General features: G+C 63.9%; 14 protein-coding genes. 6 read left to right on the plus strand and 8 right to left on the minus strand.

The window, feature by feature from the left end; translation table 11 throughout:
* Nucleotides 1-18: 18 nt before the first annotated feature.
* The 3 genes from ACZ9GA_RS19825 to ACZ9GA_RS19835 all read right to left on the minus strand — a co-directional run bounded on the left by ACZ9GA_RS19825 (nt 19) and on the right by ACZ9GA_RS19835 (nt 4,390).
* Nucleotides 19-1,179, minus strand: a complete 1,161-nt coding sequence (locus tag ACZ9GA_RS19825; protein WP_457361104.1) for an HlyD family secretion protein — start codon at nt 1,177-1,179, stop codon at nt 19-21.
* Nucleotides 1,176-2,834 carry an MFS transporter gene (locus ACZ9GA_RS19830; RefSeq protein WP_457361103.1) on the minus strand — a complete coding sequence of 553 codons (1,659 nt, stop codon included), beginning with the start codon at nt 2,832-2,834 and terminating at the stop codon, nt 1,176-1,178. The genes ACZ9GA_RS19825 and ACZ9GA_RS19830 overlap by 4 nt, the downstream gene beginning before the upstream one ends.
* Nucleotides 2,835-3,976: 1,142 nt before the next feature.
* Nucleotides 3,977-4,390: a PA0061/PA0062 family lipoprotein gene (locus ACZ9GA_RS19835; protein ID WP_455921414.1), complete on the minus strand. Its 414-nt coding sequence runs from the start codon at nt 4,388-4,390 to the stop codon at nt 3,977-3,979.
* Between the two features lie 215 nt (nt 4,391-4,605).
* On the opposite strand from ACZ9GA_RS19835, the gene ACZ9GA_RS19840 reads away from it, so the two are divergent.
* Genes ACZ9GA_RS19840 through ACZ9GA_RS19850 form a run of 3 tightly spaced genes read left to right on the plus strand, consistent with a single transcriptional unit; the run spans nt 4,606 to nt 10,391 of the window.
* Nucleotides 4,606-7,827 (plus strand): efflux RND transporter permease subunit, encoded by a 3,222-nt coding sequence (locus ACZ9GA_RS19840; protein WP_457361102.1) that lies wholly within the window; start codon nt 4,606-4,608, stop codon nt 7,825-7,827.
* Entirely contained in the window at nt 7,817-9,001 is a 1,185-nt protein-coding gene (locus tag ACZ9GA_RS19845; RefSeq protein WP_457361101.1) for an efflux RND transporter periplasmic adaptor subunit, read from the plus strand. The genes ACZ9GA_RS19840 and ACZ9GA_RS19845 overlap by 11 nt, the downstream gene beginning before the upstream one ends.
* Nucleotides 8,985-10,391 (plus strand): efflux transporter outer membrane subunit, encoded by a 1,407-nt coding sequence (locus ACZ9GA_RS19850; RefSeq protein WP_457361100.1) that lies wholly within the window; start codon nt 8,985-8,987, stop codon nt 10,389-10,391. The genes ACZ9GA_RS19845 and ACZ9GA_RS19850 overlap by 17 nt, the downstream gene beginning before the upstream one ends.
* Before the next feature lie 512 nt (nt 10,392-10,903).
* On the opposite strand, the gene ACZ9GA_RS19855 is transcribed toward ACZ9GA_RS19850, so the two are convergent.
* From ACZ9GA_RS19855 to ACZ9GA_RS19875, 5 genes are all read right to left on the minus strand, one after another.
* Nucleotides 10,904-11,359 (minus strand): REP-associated tyrosine transposase, encoded by a 456-nt coding sequence (locus ACZ9GA_RS19855; RefSeq protein ID WP_457361099.1) that lies wholly within the window; start codon nt 11,357-11,359, stop codon nt 10,904-10,906.
* Nucleotides 11,360-11,593: 234 nt separating this feature from the next.
* Nucleotides 11,594-12,595, minus strand: coding sequence for an ABC transporter substrate-binding protein (locus ACZ9GA_RS19860; protein WP_457361098.1), 1,002 nt, complete (start codon nt 12,593-12,595; stop codon nt 11,594-11,596).
* 36 nt (nt 12,596-12,631) lie between these two features.
* Nucleotides 12,632-13,498, minus strand: a complete 867-nt coding sequence (locus ACZ9GA_RS19865; RefSeq protein WP_457361097.1) for an ABC transporter permease — start codon at nt 13,496-13,498, stop codon at nt 12,632-12,634.
* 15 nt (nt 13,499-13,513) lie between these two features.
* Nucleotides 13,514-14,392, minus strand: coding sequence for an ABC transporter ATP-binding protein (locus ACZ9GA_RS19870; RefSeq protein WP_457361096.1), 879 nt, complete (start codon nt 14,390-14,392; stop codon nt 13,514-13,516).
* Nucleotides 14,393-14,405: 13 nt separating this feature from the next.
* Nucleotides 14,406-15,290, minus strand: a complete 885-nt coding sequence (locus ACZ9GA_RS19875) for a TauD/TfdA dioxygenase family protein (protein ID WP_457361095.1) — start codon at nt 15,288-15,290, stop codon at nt 14,406-14,408.
* A 231-nt stretch (nt 15,291-15,521) separates the two neighbouring features.
* On the opposite strand from ACZ9GA_RS19875, the gene ACZ9GA_RS19880 reads away from it, so the two are divergent.
* From ACZ9GA_RS19880 to ACZ9GA_RS19890, 3 genes are all read left to right on the plus strand, one after another.
* Nucleotides 15,522-15,905, plus strand: a complete 384-nt coding sequence (locus ACZ9GA_RS19880; protein ID WP_457361094.1) for a hypothetical protein — start codon at nt 15,522-15,524, stop codon at nt 15,903-15,905.
* Nucleotides 15,906-16,275: 370 nt separating this feature from the next.
* On the plus strand, nt 16,276-17,670 hold the full coding sequence (locus tag ACZ9GA_RS19885; protein ID WP_457361093.1) for an MFS transporter: 1,395 nt from the start codon (nt 16,276-16,278) through the stop codon (nt 17,668-17,670).
* A 143-nt stretch (nt 17,671-17,813) separates the two neighbouring features.
* Nucleotides 17,814-19,220, plus strand: coding sequence for an amidase (locus tag ACZ9GA_RS19890; RefSeq protein ID WP_457361092.1), 1,407 nt, complete (start codon nt 17,814-17,816; stop codon nt 19,218-19,220).
* Nucleotides 19,221-19,303: the final 83 nt, after the last annotated feature.

Raw genomic sequence — 19,303 nt, forward strand, 5'->3', positions numbered from 1 at the left:
GGGCGTCGCCCCACCCCCTCAATCCTCCTCCCCCCGCTCCGGCACCCCACGGTCATCCTCCACCACATACCCTGTATCAATACTCACCACCACCGACATCCCCGGCCGCAACCGCTGCGCCTCCGGCTGGTCCTTGTCCACCGTGATGCGCACCGGTATGCGCTGGGCAATCTTCACAAAGTTGCCCGTGGCGTTGTCCGCCTGCAACAGGCTGAACTCCGACCCCGTGGCCGGCGAGATACGCTGCACATGCCCGCGCAGCTTCAGGTGGTTGAGGGCATCGACCGTGAAGGTGGCCGGCTGGCCCACGCGCACGTCAGCCATCTGGGTTTCCTTCATGTTGGCGATGACCCAGAGGTTGTCGGGCACCAGCGCCATCAGTTGCGCACCGGAGCTGACATAGGCGCCCAGGCGCACGCTGATCTGGCCCAGTTGGCCGTCGCGCGGCGCGGTGATGCGGGTGTTGGCGTAGTCGATGCGCGCCAGTTCCACGGCGGCTTCGGCATTGCTGACGCTGGCTTCCAGGGAGGCGCGGTTGACGATGACGGTCTGCAGGTCCTGTTTGGAGATTTCCAGCGCGGCCTTGGCCTGGGCCAGGCTGGCGATGGCCGCGGCGTTGGCGGCGCGGGTCACGTCCAGCTGGCTTTTGGACACCGAGCCGTCGCTGATCAGGTCCTGATTGCGGCGCAGGTCGGCGGCGCTTTTCTGCGCCTGGGCATCGCTGTCGCCGATGGCCGCCTGGCGCTGGGCAATGGTGGCTTCGGCGCTGCGACGCTGCTGCAGGTTGTTGGCCAGGGTGGCCTTGGCCTGTTCCAGCTGGGCCAGGGATTGGTCGACCTTCTGTTTATAGATGCGGTCGTCCAGGCGTACCAGCAGGTCGCCGGCCTTCACGAACTGGAAGTCCTGCACCGGCACTTCGAATACGTAACCGGCCAGTTGCGGGCCGATGATGGTGGTCTGGCCGCGCACCAGGGCGTTTTCGGTGCTCTGCACCTTGCTGCTGAACGGCGGCAGCTCCCAGGCGTAGAGCACGATCAGCACGCCGACAATGGCGACGCTGGCGAACATCAGCGAAGAGATCACCCGCACGCGCAGCGAGCGCGGCGCCGTGGCGGGTGGGGCCACGCCTTCGGGGGTGGAAGCGATGGCGTTGGTAGTCGTGGTGGTCGGTTCGGTCATGGATGGGGCGCGCCGCTGGCAGGTACGGGAGGCGGCGCCGGCGGCGCGGCCTGGGTGGTGGTCAGCAGCCACAGGCTGCGAATGAAAATCCAGAGCATGGTCAGTACTGCCACCACGCAAATGAACATGAATACGTCGTTGTAGGCCAGCACGTTGGCCTCGCGGGTGGCCGCGGTGGACAACGCCTGGTACCCCAGTTTGGTCCGCGCCGCTGGGTCCGCCACGGCGGAAGCGTAGCTGGCCGCCGAGCTCTGCACCCGCGCGACGACGCGGGGGTCGAGCAGGGTCAGCTGTTCGACAATGATGCTGGAATGGAATTTCTCCCGCACGATCTGGTAGGTGCCCAGCAACGCCGCGCCGGCCAGGCTGCCCAGGTTGTTGCAGATGCCGAACAACACCGAGAAGCTGATCAGGTTGCGCGGGTTGGTGATGACGTTGCGGGTGCCCAACGCCATGGTCGGGCCAACGAAGAACGTGCCGCCGAACGCCAGCAGGAACTGACTGAAATACATGTTCCAGGGCCGCGTCAGGTTGTTGGAAAACGAGTCCATGTAGCTGCCGGTGGCCATCAGCGCCAGCGACACGATCAGTGGCATGAACAGGTGCTCGGGGCGGATGGTCCAGGCGCTGACGGCAAGGCCGGCGATAGCGCCCACCAGCATCACGAAGTACAGGCTGCGCATCTGCTCCTGGCTCATGTTCAGGGCCTGCAGAAAACCGACGGCGCCGGTGGACTGCTCCGACGCCACCATGCGAATCAGGATCACCCCCAGCGCCAGGCGGATGGCCACGCCGCTGCCCAGCCAGCGGGTCATCAGCATGGGGTTGCTGCGGTTGTGCTCGATGGCCAGGCCCGTGAAAATCAGCACGATGGCCCCTGCCGAGGCCCAGCCGATCCACGGCGCCGACAGCCACCAGTCGATACGTCCCAGGGACAGCACGGCGCACAGCAGGGCGAAGCCGGTGGCCAGGATGCCGAAGGTCAGGAAGTCCAGCGGTTCAAAGGTTTTGAAGCGGTCGCCGGGCGGCAGTTTGAGCATGAACACGCAGCCCAGGGCGGTCAGCGCCAGACCCAGCTCGAACAGATACAAGCCGCGCCATTCGGCGATTTGCAGCAGGTCTTCGGAGAACACCCGGGCCAAGGGCAGCGCCAATTGCGAGGTGCCCAGCCCCAGCACCAGCGCCTTGAGCCGCCATTTTGCCGGCAGCGCCTGGATCATGTAATACAGGCCCAGGGAGCTCAGCGCCGCACCGACCATACCGTGGGCGGCACGCACGGCGATGGCCGAGTTGAGGTCGTTGACGAACAGGTGGGCGAAGGTGACTAGGGCGTAGAGCACCAGGAACACTTCGGTGAAGGCACGCAGGCCGAACTGCTGGCGGAATTTGACCAGCACCAGGTTCATGGAGATGTTGGTCATGACGTAGGCGGCGGGCAGCCAGGCCATTTCCGCCTGGGTGGCGCCCAGGGCGCCTTGCAGAAACTGCAGGTTGGCCGTGACCAGCGCATTGCCTAGCCCGCCGGTAATCGCCACCAGCAGGCCCACCAGCGCAAACGCCACGCGCTTGGGCGTGGGATGCAGGGGCGTGGACGGCGAACCGGGCAGGCTCGGTTTTTCGTGGGGCAGCCACTGGTGGGGGGCGTAGCGGTCCATTGGCACCTGGCAGTCGGAAATACATTGACCCTATCAGGGTACCAGTAAATCCGACTGCAACGCGTTGCGCCAGTTCGCAATGGGGCGGGAAACAGGCAGCGCCATGGCACTTGCAGCAAATGTAGCCGCTGCCGCCAGGCTGCGCTGGCCCTGAGCCTCACTGAAGATTTTCAGGGTTCACACGGGCCAGCGCAGCCTGGCGGCAGCGGCTACAGCGGCATGGACCAGACGCCGCCTACGGCAGTTACAGGACGGCGTCGTTTGCATCGCGGCCAAGGCCGGCTCCTACCACGTACGGCGTAGGAGCCGACCTTGGTCGCGATGCAAACGACGCCATTTCAAGACAGTTGCTGGTACATGAGGCTCTGTAGCCGCTGCCGCCAGGCTGCGCTGGCCCTGAGCCTCACTGAAGATTTTCAGGGTTCACACGGGCCAGCGCAGCCTGGCGGCAGCGGCTACAGCAGCATGGACCAGACGCCGCCCACGGCAGTTACAGGACGGCGTCGTTTGCATCGCGGCCAAGGCCGGCTCCTACCACGTACGGCGTAGGAGCCGACCTTGGTCGCGATGCAAACGACGCCATTTCAAGACAGTTGCTGGTACATGAGGCTCTGTAGCCGCTGCCGCCAGGCTGCGCTGGCCCTGAGCCTCACTGAAGATTTTCAGGGTTCACACGGGCCAGCGCAGCCTGGCGGCAGCGGCTACAGCGGCATGGACCAGACGCCGCCTACGGCAGCTACAGGACGGCGTCGTTTGCATCGCGGCCAAGGCCGGCTCCTACCACGTACGGCGTAGGAGCCGACCTTGGTCGCGATGCACTCGACGCCATTTCAAGACAGTTGCTGGTACCTGGGGCTCTGTAGCCGCTGCCGCCAGGCTGCGCTGGCCCTGAGCCTCACTGAAGATTTTCAAGGTTCACACGGGCCAGCGCAGCCTGGCGGCAGCGGCTACAGCAGCATGGATCAGACGCCGCCTACGGCAGCTACATGTATTGCACCGTGCCAGCGCCTGTGAGGCCGGAGTTGTCTGCCTTATGTAGTCGACATCAAAGCGGTGTGGGCATGTCCTTACATTCTTCTGCATGAACCACAAAAAAGGCCCTTCACACCGCAGTGCCAGGGCCTTGATTCACCGCGTCACTCTCAGCCCGACATGCAATCAAAGTTATCGGTCGAGGCGACAGTCTTGCCCTGATCGTTCTTAAGATCAGCACGCAGGTTGGTGTCGCCCAGGCTGCTCTCCACCAGGGTGTAATGCTTGCCCTGCTTGAAGCCCTTGTAATCAATGGTTGCGCGGCAAGTCTGGTCGTCCTGCTGGGCGGTGCTTTCTTCGTACAGCAGCACTTCAAGCTTGTGCTCGCCGGGCTTGACCTGGAAGTAACGGCCATCTTTCAGGTTCTTGCCATCCACTTGTTCCGCCAGCATCGAGTTCTGGGTTTCTTCTTTCAAGCCCACCCAGGCATCGTTCGGGTTGGGCTGCGGCATGGGGCCGGCGCAGGCCGACAACAGGCCAACCAGCCCAAGCATGGGCACCAGCATTAGCGTTTTCGCATTCATGGGGTATTCCTCAAAGGTGTTGGACGTTGGCCTGCCATGGCAAGTCGTTTTCGATCGATGCAAAGTGTGGTGGCGCCCCTCTTTCAACACCAATGAATCACCGTGAAACGAATTTCAGTTGCGCCTTAAAACATCTTTCACCTTCGTGAAAGCGTTGTGTTAGGTGCCGCCAGCAAGACTTGCCAGCATACGCAAACCCTTTGGAGGTTCCTGGCATGCTAGGGCTGGTAAAGACCGCATTGCTCAAGCCGTACACGTTTATCGTGTTGGCGATATTCATCTGCATCATCGGGCCCCTGTCCGCGATGCGGACCCCTACCGACGTGTTCCCCGACATCGGCATCCCCGTGATTGCCGTGGTGTGGTCGTACACCGGCCTGTCGCCGGACGCGATGGCCGGCCGGGTGATCTACACCTACGAGCGCTCGCTCAGTACCACGGTGAACGACATCGAGCACATCGAGTCGCAATCGCTGCCGGGCATGGGCATCGTGAAGATCTTCTTCCAGCCGGGCGTGGACATCCGTACCGCCAACGCCCAGGTGACCGCGGTGTCGCAAACCGTGCTCAAGCAGATGCCACCGGGCATCACCCCGCCGCTGATCCTCAACTACAGCGCCTCCACGGTGCCGATCCTGCAGATGGCGTTCTCCAGCCCCACCCTGTCCGAAGCGCGTATCCGTGACCTGGTGCAGAACTCCATCCGCCTGCCGCTTTCCGCCGTACCGGGCCTGGCCATGCCGACCCCCATGGGTGGCAAGCAGCGTCAGATCACCCTCGACCTAGACCCGCAGGCGCTGGCCGCCAAGGGCCTGTCGGCGCAGGACGTGAGCAACGCCCTGGCCGCGCAGAACCAGATCGTGCCGGTGGGTACCGCCAAGCTGGGCAGCGATGAATACACCGTGCTACTCAACAACAGCCCGGACGCCATCTCGCAGCTCAACGACCTGCCGATCAAGACGGTGGACGGCGCGGTGATCACCGTTGGCCAGGTGGCCCACGTGCGTGACGGCTCGCCGCCGCAGACCAACATCGTGCGGGTGGACGGCCGTCGCGCGGTACTGATGCCGGCCCTGAAAAACGGCAACATCTCCACCCTGTCGATTGTGCAAAGCATTCGCGACATGTTCCCGTTGATCAACGAAACCCTGCCGCCGTCGCTGAAAACCTCGATGCTGGGCGACGCCTCGGTGTTCGTGAAGGAATCGGTGGGCAGCGTGGCCCGCGAAGGCATCATCGCCGCCCTGCTGACCAGTGCCATGATCCTGCTGTTCCTGGGCAGCTGGCGCTCGACCATCATCATCGCCGCCTCGATTCCCCTGGCGGTACTGTCGGCGATCGCCCTGCTGGCGGTCAGCGGCCAGACCCTCAACGTAATGACGCTCGGGGGCCTGGCGCTGGCCGTTGGTATCCTGGTGGACGATGCCACGGTGACCATCGAGAACATCAACTGGCACCTTGAGCAAGGCAAGCAGGTGAAAGACGCCATCCTCGACGGCGCCAAGCAGATCGTGGGCCCGGCCTTCGTGTCCCTGCTGTGTATCTGCATCGTGTTCGTGCCGATGTTCATGCTGCAAGGCATTGCCGGCTACCTGTTCCGCCCCATGGCGCTGGCGGTGATTTTCGCCATGGCCTCCTCGTTCATCCTGTCGCGTACCCTGGTGCCGACCCTGGCGATGTTCCTGCTCAAGCCCCACGTGGTCGAGGAAGGTGAAGGTCGTCATCCGGACAACGCCCTGCTTAACCACCACGAAGGCGACCAGCACAAACCCAAGCACGGCGCGTTCGTGCAAGGCCTGCTCAACTTCCAGCAGGGCTTCGAGAAGCGCTTCAGCAACGTGCGTGACAGCTACCACGGTGTGCTCACCCTGGCCCTGGAAAACCGCAAGCGCTTCCTGATCGGCTTCATGGTCTGCGTGCTGGCGTCCTTCGCCCTGCTGCCAACCCTGGGTGAAGACTTCTTCCCGGCCACTGACGCCGGCGCCATGTCGCTGCACGTCAGCCTGCCGGTGGGTACCCGTATCGAGGAAAGCGCCGCCGCCTTCGACCGTATCGAAGCGCGCATCCGTCAAGTGGTGCCGGCCAACGAGCTGGACACCGTGATCGACAACATTGGTATCCCGCTCAGCGGTATCGACATGGCCTACAGCGCCAGCGGTACCACCGGCCCGCAGGACGGCGATATCTCCGTCACCCTGAAGGAAGGCCACAAGCCGACCGCCGACTACGTGAAAAAACTGCGTGAAGTACTGCCAGAAAGCTTCCCGGGCAGCACCTTCTCGTTCCTGCCGGCTGACATCAGCAGCGAGATTCTCAACTTCGGTGCCCCGGCGCCCCTGGACGTGAAAATCTCCGGCCCCGACAACGACGCCAACCACGCCTACGCCCTGGAACTGCAACGCGCCCTCAAGCATGTACGCGGCATCGCCGACCTGCGCATTCAGCAGTCCAACGGCTACCCGACCCTGCAAGTGGACGTGAACCGTGAACGCGCCAATGGCCTGGGCATTACCGAGCGTGACGTGACCAACTCCATGGTGGCTTCGCTGGCCGGCAGCTCGCAGGTATCGCCACTTTACTGGCTGAACCCGAAAAACGGCATCAGCTACTCGATCGTCGCGGCCACCCCGCAGTACCGCCTCGACAGCATGCCGGAACTCGAAGCCCTGCCGGTGACCGGCGCCAACGGCCAATCGCAGATCCTCGGCGGCCTGGCCACCATCCACCGCGTCGACACCCCGGCGGTGGTCACCCACTACAACATCCAGCCAACCCTGGACATCTACGCCAACGTCCAAGGTCGGGACCTGGGCGGCGTCGCCAGCGACATCCAGAAAGCCATCGACCTGGCCGCACCCCACCGTCCGAAGGGCGCCACCATCACCCTGCACGGCCAGATCGACGCCTTGCATGAGGCCTTCAGCGGTCTGTCCCTGGGCCTGCTGGGCGCCGTGGTGCTGATCTACCTGCTGATCGTGGTCAACTTCCAATCCTGGCTCGACCCGTTCGTGATCATCACCGCCCTGCCGGCGGCACTGGCGGGCATCGTCTGGATACTGTTCCTGTCCGGCACCTCGCTATCGGTACCGGCGTTGACCGGGGCCATCCTGTGCATGGGTGTGGCCACCGCCAACTCCATCCTAGTGGTGAGTTTCTGTCGAGAACGCCTGGACGTGCACGGCGACGCCCTGCTGGCCGCCATGGAAGCCGGCTTCACCCGCTTCCGCCCGGTGTGCATGACCGCCCTGGCGATGATCATCGGCATGCTGCCGCTGGCCATTTCCCAGGAACAGAACGCCCCACTGGGTCGCGCCGTCATCGGCGGCCTGATCCTGGCCACCACGGCCACCCTGCTCTTCGTTCCGGTGGTGTTCAGCCTTGTGCATGGACGCCGCACCACCAAGCTTTCCGTTGGAGAAACGTCCCATGTCGTCTGATTCCCTACCGACCATCGCAAAGAAGCCTTCGCGCAAGCGCCTGATGGTGCTCGGCGTCGGCGGCCTGACCTTGGCTGCCGTGCTGGTGGCCGGCGGCCTGGCCGCCCGGACCCGTCACGATGACAACGTTTCGACCTGGACCGAAGCCCAGTCGATGCCGATCGTCAGCGTGTTCCAGCCCATCCACAACACCACCGGCGACACCCTGGTGCTGCCCGCGCACCTGCAGGCCTGGAGCCAGGCGTCGATCCACGCCCGGGTCAGCGGCTACCTGAAGGACTGGAAAGCCGACATCGGTACCCCGGTGAAAGCCGGCCAAGTGCTGGCCGAAATCGACAGCCCGGACCTGGACCAACAACTGGCCCAGGCCCGTGCCCACCTGCTGCAGCAACAGGCCGACGAAAAACTGGCCCAGACCAGCGCCGCGCGCTGGCAGCACCTGCTGAGCACGCACTCGGTCTCGCAACAGGAAGTGGACGAAAAAGTCGCCAACGCCGACGCCGCCAAGGCTAACGTAGAGGCAGCCCGCGCCGATTTTGCGCGGCTGACCGACCTGTCCAACTACAAGACCCTGCGCGCGCCGTTCGACGGTACCGTGACCGCCCGTAACACCGACGTTGGCCAGTTGATCAAGGCCGACGCCGATTCGGGTCCGGACCTGTTCGAAGTCGCCGACACCCACCGCCTGCGCCTCTACGTGCCCGTGCCGCAGAACTACGCCGCCGCCGTGCAAACAGGCATGCACGTGACCCTGACCGTGCCGGAGCACCCGGGCGAGCAGTTCGACGCGCAGTTAGTGGGCAACTCCAACGCCGTGGACGCCAAGTCCGGCACCATGCTGGCCCAGTTCGTCGCCGACAACCCCAAGGGCGCGTTGCTGGCAGGTGACTACACCGAAGTCACCCTCAAGGTGCCCGCCGGCAGCCAGGGCGTGAGCATTCCGGGCAGCGCGCTGATCTTCCGCGCCGCCGGTACCCAGGTGGCCGTAGTCGATGCGCAGAACCACGTGCACCTGCGCAACGTGCACATCGGCATGGACCTGGGCGCCACCCTGTTCATCGACCAGGGCCTGGCCCCTACCGACCAGGTCATCGACAACCCGCCGGACTCCCTGCGCGAGAACGACCCGGTGAAACTGGCCGAGGCAGGAGGCACCCATGCCCCTAAAGCTTAACCGCCTGGTAGCGGCGATGGCCCTGGTGCTCCAGGGCTGCTCGCTGGCGCCGACCTACAAAGTGCCGGACGCACCGATTCCGCTGCATTACAGTGGCCCGTGGCAGGCCGCCAAGCCGGCCGACAAGGTGCCGCAACAATGGTGGTCGTTGTACAACGACCCACAGCTCAACGACCTGCAAGGCAAACTGATCAGCGCCAACCCTGACCTGGCCGCAGCCCTGGCGCATTTCGATGCTGCCCAGGCCTACGCCAGCCAGCTGCATGGCGGCCTGTTCCCGGAAATCGGCGCCACCGGCTCCAGCGTGCGCCAGCGCCAGTCCGAGAACAAACCGCTGCGCGGCAGCGACCAGCCCAACGTGTACAACACCAACACCGCGGCCTTCACCCTGAACTGGGACCTGGACTTCTGGGGCAAGGTACGCAACCGCGTGGCCGCCGGCGACGCCCAGGCCCAGGCTTCGGCCGACGACCTGGAAGTGGCCCGCCAGAGCCTGCAACGCCAGCTCAGCAACCTGTACCTGACCCTGGCCGGGCTGGACGCCCAGCAGGCCATTCTGAAAACCTCGCTGGACGACTACACCCAGGCCCTCAACCTGACCCGCGACCGCTACGAAGGCCAGATCGCCAGCGAACTGGACATGACCCGCGCCCAAAGCGAACTGGCCCAGGCCCAGGCGCAACTGGACGACGTGATCAACCAGCGCAACCTCACCGAGCACGCCATCGGCGAGCTGGTGGGCCAGCCGGCGACCACCTTCAAACTGGCCACCATCGCCAAATTCCCGGCCCTGCCCGACGTGCCAGCCGAGCTGCCCAGCACCCTGCTGCAACGCCGCCCTGACATCGCCGCCGCCGAACGCCGGGTGTTTGCCGCCAACGCCAACATCGGTGTGGCCAAGGCCGCGTTCTACCCCGACTTCAGCCTGAGCGGCTACTTCGGTGGCCAGGACATGGGCGTGGGCAACGTGCTCAGCGCCACCAACCGCTTCTGGGCGATTGGCCCGGTGGTCAACCTGCCGATCTTCACCGGCGGCCGCCTGACCGGTGCCGAGAACCAGGCCAAGGCCGAGTTCGCCGAAGCCAGCGCGCATTATCGTGGCAGTGTGCTGAAGGCCCTGCGCGAGGTGGAAGACAACCTCTCGCAGCTGCGTGACTTGAAGCAGGAAGCAGCGGACCAGCAGGCGGCGGTGGATGCGGCGACGCAATCGCAGACGTTGGCGATGAACAGCTATGAAGCGGGTGCGGTGAATTACCTGGACGTGGTGACGGCGCAGACGGCGGCGCTGGATGCCCAGCGCAAGTTGCAGGATGTGCAGACGCGCAGGTTGCAGGCGAGTGTGGGGTTGATGGTTGCGTTGGGGGGTGGGTGGCAGCCCGCCAAGTCCTGATTCACGTCCTGATACACACAACCGCGTAGCCGCTGCCGCCAGGCTGCGCTGGCCCTATGCCTCGTTGGAGACCTCCAGCGTAAATGAGGGCCAGCGCAGCCTGCGGCAGCGGCTACAGGGTTGGCTGCAGGGTGCATCAAGGCTGACAGGTGCATGGCGATGATTTTGCAGCGCCCTTGAGATCGAGCGCCGTCCGCACGGCGCTTCGCCGCCTCACGCGCAAGCCCGCTCCCACAATTTATTTCGGGCCAATTTTGTCTGTGCTACCACCTCGTCCGCTTTGTTTTTTCACTGCAGATCTCCACTGAACAAACAAGGCTCAAAAGGAGATGGCACAGGCATAACTGGCCCGAAACAAACGTGGGAGCGGGCTCTGCCCGCGAAGCGCCGCGCGGGCGGCGCTCAATCTCAAGAGCAACACAAAAACCAAGCCATGCACCTGTCACCCACAACACTACCCCCAGCCATGCACCTGTCACCCACAACACTGCACCAAGCCAACCCAATCCCCCTCAAACCCAACAAGCATCCCACAACGAATAATCTTCAATATTCCTGGCCAGGCCCGCGCGCAAAGGATTGGCAACGATATACCGCGCCACAGCCTTCATATCCTCCTCCCGCCTCAACGCCCGGTCATGAAACCCTGACTGCCACAGCGCGCCGCTTCTGCCGATACGACGGTTAATCGCCTTGGTGGACTTCGATTTCACCTGACGCATGAGTCCATCCAACGAACCCTGCCTGAGCTCGACCAGCCAGTGCAGATGATCAGGCATGATCACCCAGGCAAGCGACTGGACAAGGCCTTGTTGCTGCGCCTCACGCATCTGCATGACAAGAATTCGACCCAGCCACAGATCAGAGAAAACGGGCAGTCTGCCCTGCGTGGCAGTGGTCAGCAGATAGGGTCGGCCGCATTCGGAAGAACGGTACCGGCGCAGTTTTTGAGATTGGTAGATGGGCATCCTTGCCTCCTCCACAGGATTAACTCATTGAAGGCCAAGGAGGGCTGGAGCGAGGAACAGATCTGATACTGGATTTTGCGCAGAAAATTCAATGGTCGCCCTGGCGCGGGGGGGGCTTTGTGGGAGCGGGCTCTGCCCGCGAAGAAGTCACCGCGCACTGTCTGATGCACTGCGGCGTATGCTTCGCGGGCAGAGCCCGCTCCCACCCATTCAAACCACAATCAGCGTGAGCACTCAGCTACCAGCGCCACCATGCGCCTCTTCAAAGAAGAAATCCTTCCAACTGGCGGCCTTGTTCTTCAACACGCCCAGCTCATTCAATTTATCGGCATACACCCCAGTACGCTGCGGCACGATGGTGAAGTCGATCTCCGGGTCATTGACGATTTTCTCCACCAGTTCCAAAGGCAACTTCGACTGCTCCACCCGGATATAGGTCTTCGCCGCCTCGGTCTTGTTCGCCTTGATGTACTGCGACGCTTCAGCCAACGCGTCGTAGAAGGCCTTGTAGGTCTTGGGATTCTCGTCGTGGAATTTCTGCGTGGTGTACAGCACGTTGAACGTCGCCTGGCCACCCAGTACGTCGTACGAGCTGAGCACCTTGTGCACTTTCGGGTTTTCCAGTTCCTGGTACTGGAACGGCGGGCTGGAGAAGTGCGCGGTGATTTCCGAGCTGCCGGCGATCAGCGCCGAGGTGGCGTCAGGGTGCGGGATGCTTACCGAGTAGTTGTCGAAGCGCTTGAAGTCGGCGTCGCCGAACACCTTGGCGGTTTCGATCTGCAGGGTGCGTGACTGGAAGCCGACGCCGGCGGCCGGCACGGCGATGCGGTCCTTGTCGGTGAAGTCTTTCAGGGTCTTGATGGCGGGGTTGTTGGTCAGCAGGTAGTTGGGCATCGAGCCCAGCGAGGCGATGGCCTTGACGTTCTGGCGGCCCTTGGTGCGGTCCCAGATGGTCAGCATCGGCGGCACGCCGGCCGATACCACGTCCAGGGCGCCGGCCAACAGCGCTTCGTTCATGGCGGTGGCGCCGGAGATGCTGTTCCAGTCCACGGTGATGTCGATGCCTTCGGCCTTGCCGTGCTTCTCGATCAGGTGCTGGTCGCGCACCACGTCGAGGATCAGGTAACCGATGCCGAACTGCTGGGCGATGCTGATCTTGCCTTCGGCGTGGGCGCTGGTGCCGAGCACGGCACCGATAAGCCCCAGGGCGATGGAAAGGCGGGATAACTTGGCCATTTGAATGCTCACGTATTTAGTGGAGAGAGTGGCGTATCAGCGCTGCATGCCCCATTTCTTGATGGTCAGGCGCTCGAAGGTGTTGAACAGCAGGTTTTCCACCAGCAGGCCGATGATGATCACGGCAGCCAGGCCGGCAAAGACCTTGTCGGTGTACAGCTCGTTGCGGTTCTGGAAGATGTACCAGCCCAGGCCGCCCTTGCCGGACGAGGCACCGAACACCAACTCAGCGGCGATCAGGGTGCGCCAGGCGAACGCCCAGCCAATCTTCAGGCCCGCCAGGATCGACGGCAGCGCGGCCGGGATCAGGATGTACCAGACAAACCGCAGGCCACGCAGGCCGTAGTTGCGGCCGGCCATGCGCTGGGTTTCCGAGACGGCCAGGAAGCCCGAGTAAGTATTGAGCGCCAGCGCCCACAGCACCGAGTGCACCAGCACGAAGATCAGGCTGTTGTCGCCCAGGCCGAACCACAGCAGCGACAGCGGCAGCAACGCGATGGCTGGCAGCGGGTTGAACATGGCGGTCAGGGTGCTGAGCAGGTCGCGCCCCAGTTGGGTCGACACCGCCAGCGTGGTCAGGCCAAAGGCCAGGACGATGCCGATCAGGTAGCCCTTGATCAGTACGGTCAGCGAGATCCACACCTTGCCCAGCAGCTCGCCGGTGGCGATACCGTCAATGAAGGCATGGGCGGTCTGCAGGAAGCTGGGCAGCAGCAGGTCGTTGTTCTGGATGCGCGCGGCGATTTCCCAGATCAGCGCCAGGGCGATCATGATCACGGTCTTGCGCACCCAGCCCTGTTGCCAGATGCGCTGGGTCAGGGAAATGTCCCGGGTCAGCGCCGCCTGGGTGAAGGGTTCAAGCTCGATTTCGTATTCGGCGCGCACAGGCGATTGCAGGCTCATGGCAAGGCTCCGGTGTCAGTAGGCGATGCGGATGTCGTGGAAACCCAGGTCCTGCTCGACCGGGCCCTGGGCCTCGTCGAACAGCAACCGGTGAATCCGCTGGGCACTGGCCTGGAAGGCCACGCCGCCGAGGCTCTGCAAATCATATTCGTGGCTGTTGATTTCAGCGCGCACCCGGCCCGGGTGCGGCGACAGCAACAGGATGCGGTTGCCCACCACCAGCGCCTCCTCGATGGAGTGGGTGACGAACAGCAAAGTGAAACGCACCTCGTCCCACAGCTCCAGCAGCTCTTCCTGCATCTTGCGCCGGGTCAAGGCGTCGAGGGCGGCGAAGGGCTCGTCCATCAGCAGGATCTTGGGCTGCATGGCCAGCGCGCGGGCAATGGCCACACGGGCCTTCATACCGCCGGACAGGGTGTGCGGGTAGGCGTTGGCGAAGGCGCTGAGGCCGACCTTTTCCAGGTAATGGCGCGCCCGCTCCTCGGCTTCCTTACGCTTGAGGGTGCGCGAGGCCAGCAGCGGGAACATGACGTTCTCCAGCACGGTTTTCCACGCGGGCAACTGGTCGAATTCCTGGAACACCACAATGCGGTCCGGGCCCGGCTCGGTGACGGTCGCGCCACCCAGGCGGATCTCGCCCTCGCTGGGCTTGATAAAGCCGGCCACCGCCTTGAGCAGGGTCGACTTGCCGCAGCCCGACGGGCCCAGCAGCACGAAGCGATCGCTGCGATCCACTTCGAAACTGACCTGATGGGTGGCCCGCACCACGCGTTCGGGGGTGCGGTATTCGAGACTGACGTTGTTCACTTGCAGCAGGACTTCAGGGGTCGCCTGATGGCCTGCGTGCGCAGGTAATACATCGCTGGCCGTGTGGCCTTGCAGTACAGCGTTCATGGTGACTCCCGGATCAGAACGGCGCATCGCCCTGGATAGTGGTGCGGTGCAGCTTGCGGCGCAGGTGCTCGGGGGTGCCGGCAGCCAGGTGGATCAGCGAACGGTTGTCCCAGAACACCATGTCGTGGGCCTGCCACTGGTGGCGGTAGACGTTCTCCGGACGCACGCTGTGGGCGTACAGCTGGTTGAGGATGTCGCGGCTCTCGTCTTCCGGCAGGCCGACGATGTGCGTGGTGAAACCTTCGCTGACGAACAGCGCCTTGCGGCCGTTCTCAGGGTGGGTGCGCACCACCGGATGGCTAACGGTCACCACCTGGGCCAGCTGCTCGGCGGTCAGGGTCGGGCGCCAGTTGGCGGCGTTCTTGCCCTCGCTGTAGCGGGCGGTGTACGAGTGCACGGCTTGCTTGCCCTGCACGGCATCCTGCAAGTGTTGCGGCAGGCTGTCCCAGGCGCGGTGCATGTCGGCGAACAGGGTGTCGCCGCCTTCGCTCGGCAGCTCTTGGGCGTACAGCATGGAACCCAGGCTCGGCAGTTCCTTGTAGGACAGGTCCGAGTGCCAGTATTTGCCGGCATCGCCCAGGCCGACCGGCTGGCCGTTCTCGACGATGTTGGAGACGATGAGGATTTCCGGGTGGTTGGCCAGCAGGAACTGCTTGAGCACGTGGATCTGCAGCACGCCGAAGCGGCGGCTGAAATCGATCTGCTGTTGCGGGGTGATGCGCTGGTCGCGGAACACCACCAAGTGGTAGTCCAGATGCGCACGATGCACGCGGGCGAAGTCTTCGTCGTTGAGCGGCCGGCTCAAGTCCAGGCCAACGATCTCGGCGCCCACCAGGCCTTGCAGGGGGCGGACTTCGAAGGTCTGGGACGGCAGGGGGGCGAAAGATAAGGCGGACATGCTGGGCTCCGGCTCTGGCTATTGAGTACGAGTAGGTGATGAGCAAACTCTATAGGCATAAGAACCGAAATTTAAATATCGTTAATGCATAACGATATAGCTTGTCGCCTGGCTCCACCGGCGATCGGTGACAGGCTTCGCATTTGATTGCTCAGCATGGTGGCATTGTGACTATCGTTTGAGATATTTTTGGATCCATAAAATTCAAGCGCTCAAGGAAAAGCCCCGAACATGCTGGTAACCCGTGAAATAAATATCCCCGTGCGCGCCAAAATGACCTGGGAGCAAACCTGGCAGGGCCCAGACCAAGGCCTGATCCGCTGCTGGGAAATAGGCCGTGAACGCGCCGATAAAATGCCCACCCTGGTGGAGCAATGCCGCGCCGGCGAACTGCCGGTGCTGGGCTGGAAAGGCGGCGTCAGCCGGGCGCTGAAAAAGAAGGAGAAATTTGGTGCGCTGAAGTACCTGGCGCAGTGGCAGGGCTTGCGCGGCGAGGACCTGTGCGTGCATGCCGACCGTGAGACCACATTGACGTGCACCCGCACGGGAATGGTGGTGACCTTTACGCCCGACCGCAGCAAGTACCTTAATCAGTTGCCCGATAGCGACGAATAGCCTGGCTTTGGGGTGCCTGTAAGGGCCTCTCGCGAGCAAGCTTTGCTCCCACAGCGTACGCCGCACCTCTGTAGCAGCTGCCGAAGGCTGCGTCACAGGCGGCGCGGCGGATCAGACAGTGCGCGGCGTCAGTGACGCGGCCTGACGGCCGCTGCTACAGGTTACCCAGTGCCAAGCCGTCCACCGCGGCCGGTTCAACACTGTGGGAGCAAAGCTTGCTCGCGAGAGGCCCTAACTGGCTATACACACCATCCTGACCACAACAACAGCAATAAAAGTCCGATATTCATCGAAAGCAACAAGAAACTAGCAACCACCCACCTCGCAACAATCAGTATCATCCCCGCTCCACCCGCTCGGATGCCTGCCCATGTCCACCCTCACCTCCCCCGACCGCGCCACCCTGATCTCGGCGCGTATCGACCGCCTGCCCGCCGTGGCGACGCTGTGGAAGCTGGTGGCGCTGCTGTCGATCGGCGGATTTTTCGAGCTGTACGACCTGTTCCAAACCGCCTACATCAGCCCCGGTCTGATCCGCGACGGCATCTTCGCTGCAGGCAACCAGGGTGTGTTCGGCCTGTCCGACCAGGCTGCGTTCGCTGCCGCCACCTTCCTGGGCCTGTTTTTCGGCGCCAGCCTGCTCAGCCCTATCGCCGACCGCTTCGGCCGCCGGGCCATCTTCACCTTCGCGCTGATCTGGTACACCGTGGCCACCGTGGTCATGGGGCTGCAAAGCAGCGCGTTGGGGCTGATTGTGTGCCGGTTCTTCGTGGGTATCGGCTTGGGCATCGAGTTGGTGACCATCGACGCCTACCTGTCGGAGCTGGTGCCCAAGCGCATGCGCAGCTCAGCGTTCGCCTTTGCCTTTTTCGTGCAGTTTCTGTCGGTGCCGGCCGTGGCATTGATGTCCTGGTGGCTGGTGCCCCAGGCGCCGCTGGGCGTGTCCGGCTGGCGCTGGGTGGTGTTGGCCAGTGCGCTGTTCGCGCTGATCATCTGGTGGTTGCGCTCGCGCCTGCCCGAGTCGCCGCGCTGGCTGGCCCAGCACGGGCGCTTCGATGAAGCCGAAGCCATCCTCGCCCCCATCGAAGCGCGCTGCACGCGCGACCATGGCCAAGCGTTGCCCGAACCGCAACTGGAAACCGTGCCGGTCGAGGCCCAAGGGCACTTCCGCGACATCTGGCAGCCGCCCTACCGCCGCCGTGCGCTGATGCTGATCGTGTTCAATATCTTCCAGGCCATCGGCTTCTTCGGCTTCGGCAATTGGCTGCCGGCACTGCTGTCGGGCCAGGGCGTGAGCATTACCCACAGCCTGGGCTACGCCTTTGTCATCACCCTGGCCTACCCGCTGGGGCCGCTGCTGTTCGTGCGCATCGCCAACCGCTTCGAGAACAAATGGCAGATCGTCGGCTCGGCCCTGGGCACCATGCTGTTCGGTACCCTGTTCGCTTTCCAGACCAGCGCGGCGGGGCTGATTGTGTGCGGGGTGATGATCACTTTCTGCAACGCCTGGCTGACCTTCAGCTACCACTCGTATCAAAGCGAGATGTTCCCCACGCACATCCGCGCGCGGGCGGTGGGCTTCTGTTACTCGTTCAGCCGGTTGTCGACAGTGTTCAGCAGCCTGATGATCGGCTTTTTCCTGGAACACTTCGGCACGCCAGGGGTGTTGGCATTTATTGTCAGCAGCATGCTGATCGTGACCCTGACCATTGGCGGCTTCGGCCCGAAAACCCGCAACCTGGCCCTGGAAAACATCGCCCACTGACCCGTAGCCGCTGCCGCCAGGCTGCGCTGGCCCCCGAGTACGCTGAACATCCGCAGTGCGAATGAGGGCCAGCGCAGCCTGTCGGCAGCGGCTACGGGGTTGGGCTACGCTTGCTGCAACGCCACGTTCAGGGAGTGAGGGTGATGAGCGATCTGCATGATCTGCCGGCAGCGCAACTGCTGACTCAATTCGCCAGCAAGACGTTGTCACCGCTGGAGTACTACCAGCATCTGGTGGATCACATCGGTCACTGGGAACCGCACATCAACGCGCTGTGGGACTTCGACCCGCAAGGCATCATGGAGCAGGCCCGCGGCGCCACCGAGCGCTGGGCGCGGGGCTTGCCGCGCGGGCCGCTGGATGGCGTGCCGGTAACCCTGAAGGAGCTGATCGCTACCCAAGGCCAGCCCATCCCCATGGGCAGCGCCGCCACCGTGCTGCAACCCGCGACTCAAGACGCCCCTCCCGCCGCGCGCCTGCGCGAGGCCGGGGCCATCGTGCTGGGCAAAACCACAGTGCCGGACTTCGGCATGCTGTCCTCGGGGCTGTCCAGCTTCCATGGCGTCACTCGCAACCCCTGGAACCTGGCCAATAACACCGGTGGCTCCAGTTCCGGCGCTGCGGCCGCGGCGGCAGCCGGTTACGGGCCCTTGCACGTGGGCACCGACATCGGCGGCTCGGTACGCCTGCCGGCTGGCTGGTGCGGATTGGTGGGCTTCAAGCCGACCCTGGGACGCATCCCCATCGACCCGTACTACACCGGCCGCTGCGCCGGGCCGATGACCCGCACCCTGGATGACTGCGCCCTGCTGATGCGCTACCTGTCCCTGCCCGACAGCCGCGACGCCACCAGCCTGATGCCCCAGGCGCTGGACTGGAAACTGGCGCCGCCGTCGCTGCGCGGCTTGCGGGTGGGGTTGCTGCTGGACCCCGGCGTGGGGTTTAGCCCGTCGGCACGCACCTGCGCATTGGTGGAGGCCGCCGCCAAACTGTTCCAGGCCCATGGCGCTCGCTTGCAAAGCGTCGCGCCATTGATGGACCGCACCTTGCTCGATGGCATGGACCGGTTCTGGCGGGCACGGCAGTGGGCCGAACTCAGTGCCTTGAGCGGCGAGCGTTTCGAAAAAGTGCTGCCTTACATCCGTGAGTGGGCAGCGCCTGCCGCCGACTTGAGCGCCGTGGACGCCGTGCAGGGGTTCAACCAGACCTTCGAAATGCGCCGCCGCGCCGCCGCCGTGTTCGATGAAGTGGACCTGCTGCTGTGCCCCACCAACCAGGTCGACGCCTTCCCGGCCGACTGGCCGTCGCCCGGCAATGACCCGCGCAAACCGTTCGAGCACATTGTGTTTACCCTGCCGTGGAACATGGGCGAGCAACCGGCGTTGTCGATCAACTGCGGGTTTACCGACGCGGGCATGCCGGTGGGATTGCAGATGGTGGGGCCGCGGTTTGCAGATGAATGGCTGCTGCAGATGGGCAAATGGTATGAGGGCGTGCGCGGCGAGATGCCGGCGTGGCCTGTGCCCCCCACTACACCGCGAACCCCATAGCGGCACTTGGCTTGGAAGCGCGGTGCCTGCATCGCGACTAAAGTCGGCTCCTACGCCGTCCGCGTAGGAGCCGACTTTAGTCG

The organism is Pseudomonas sp. TE3644 (assembly GCF_056278815.1).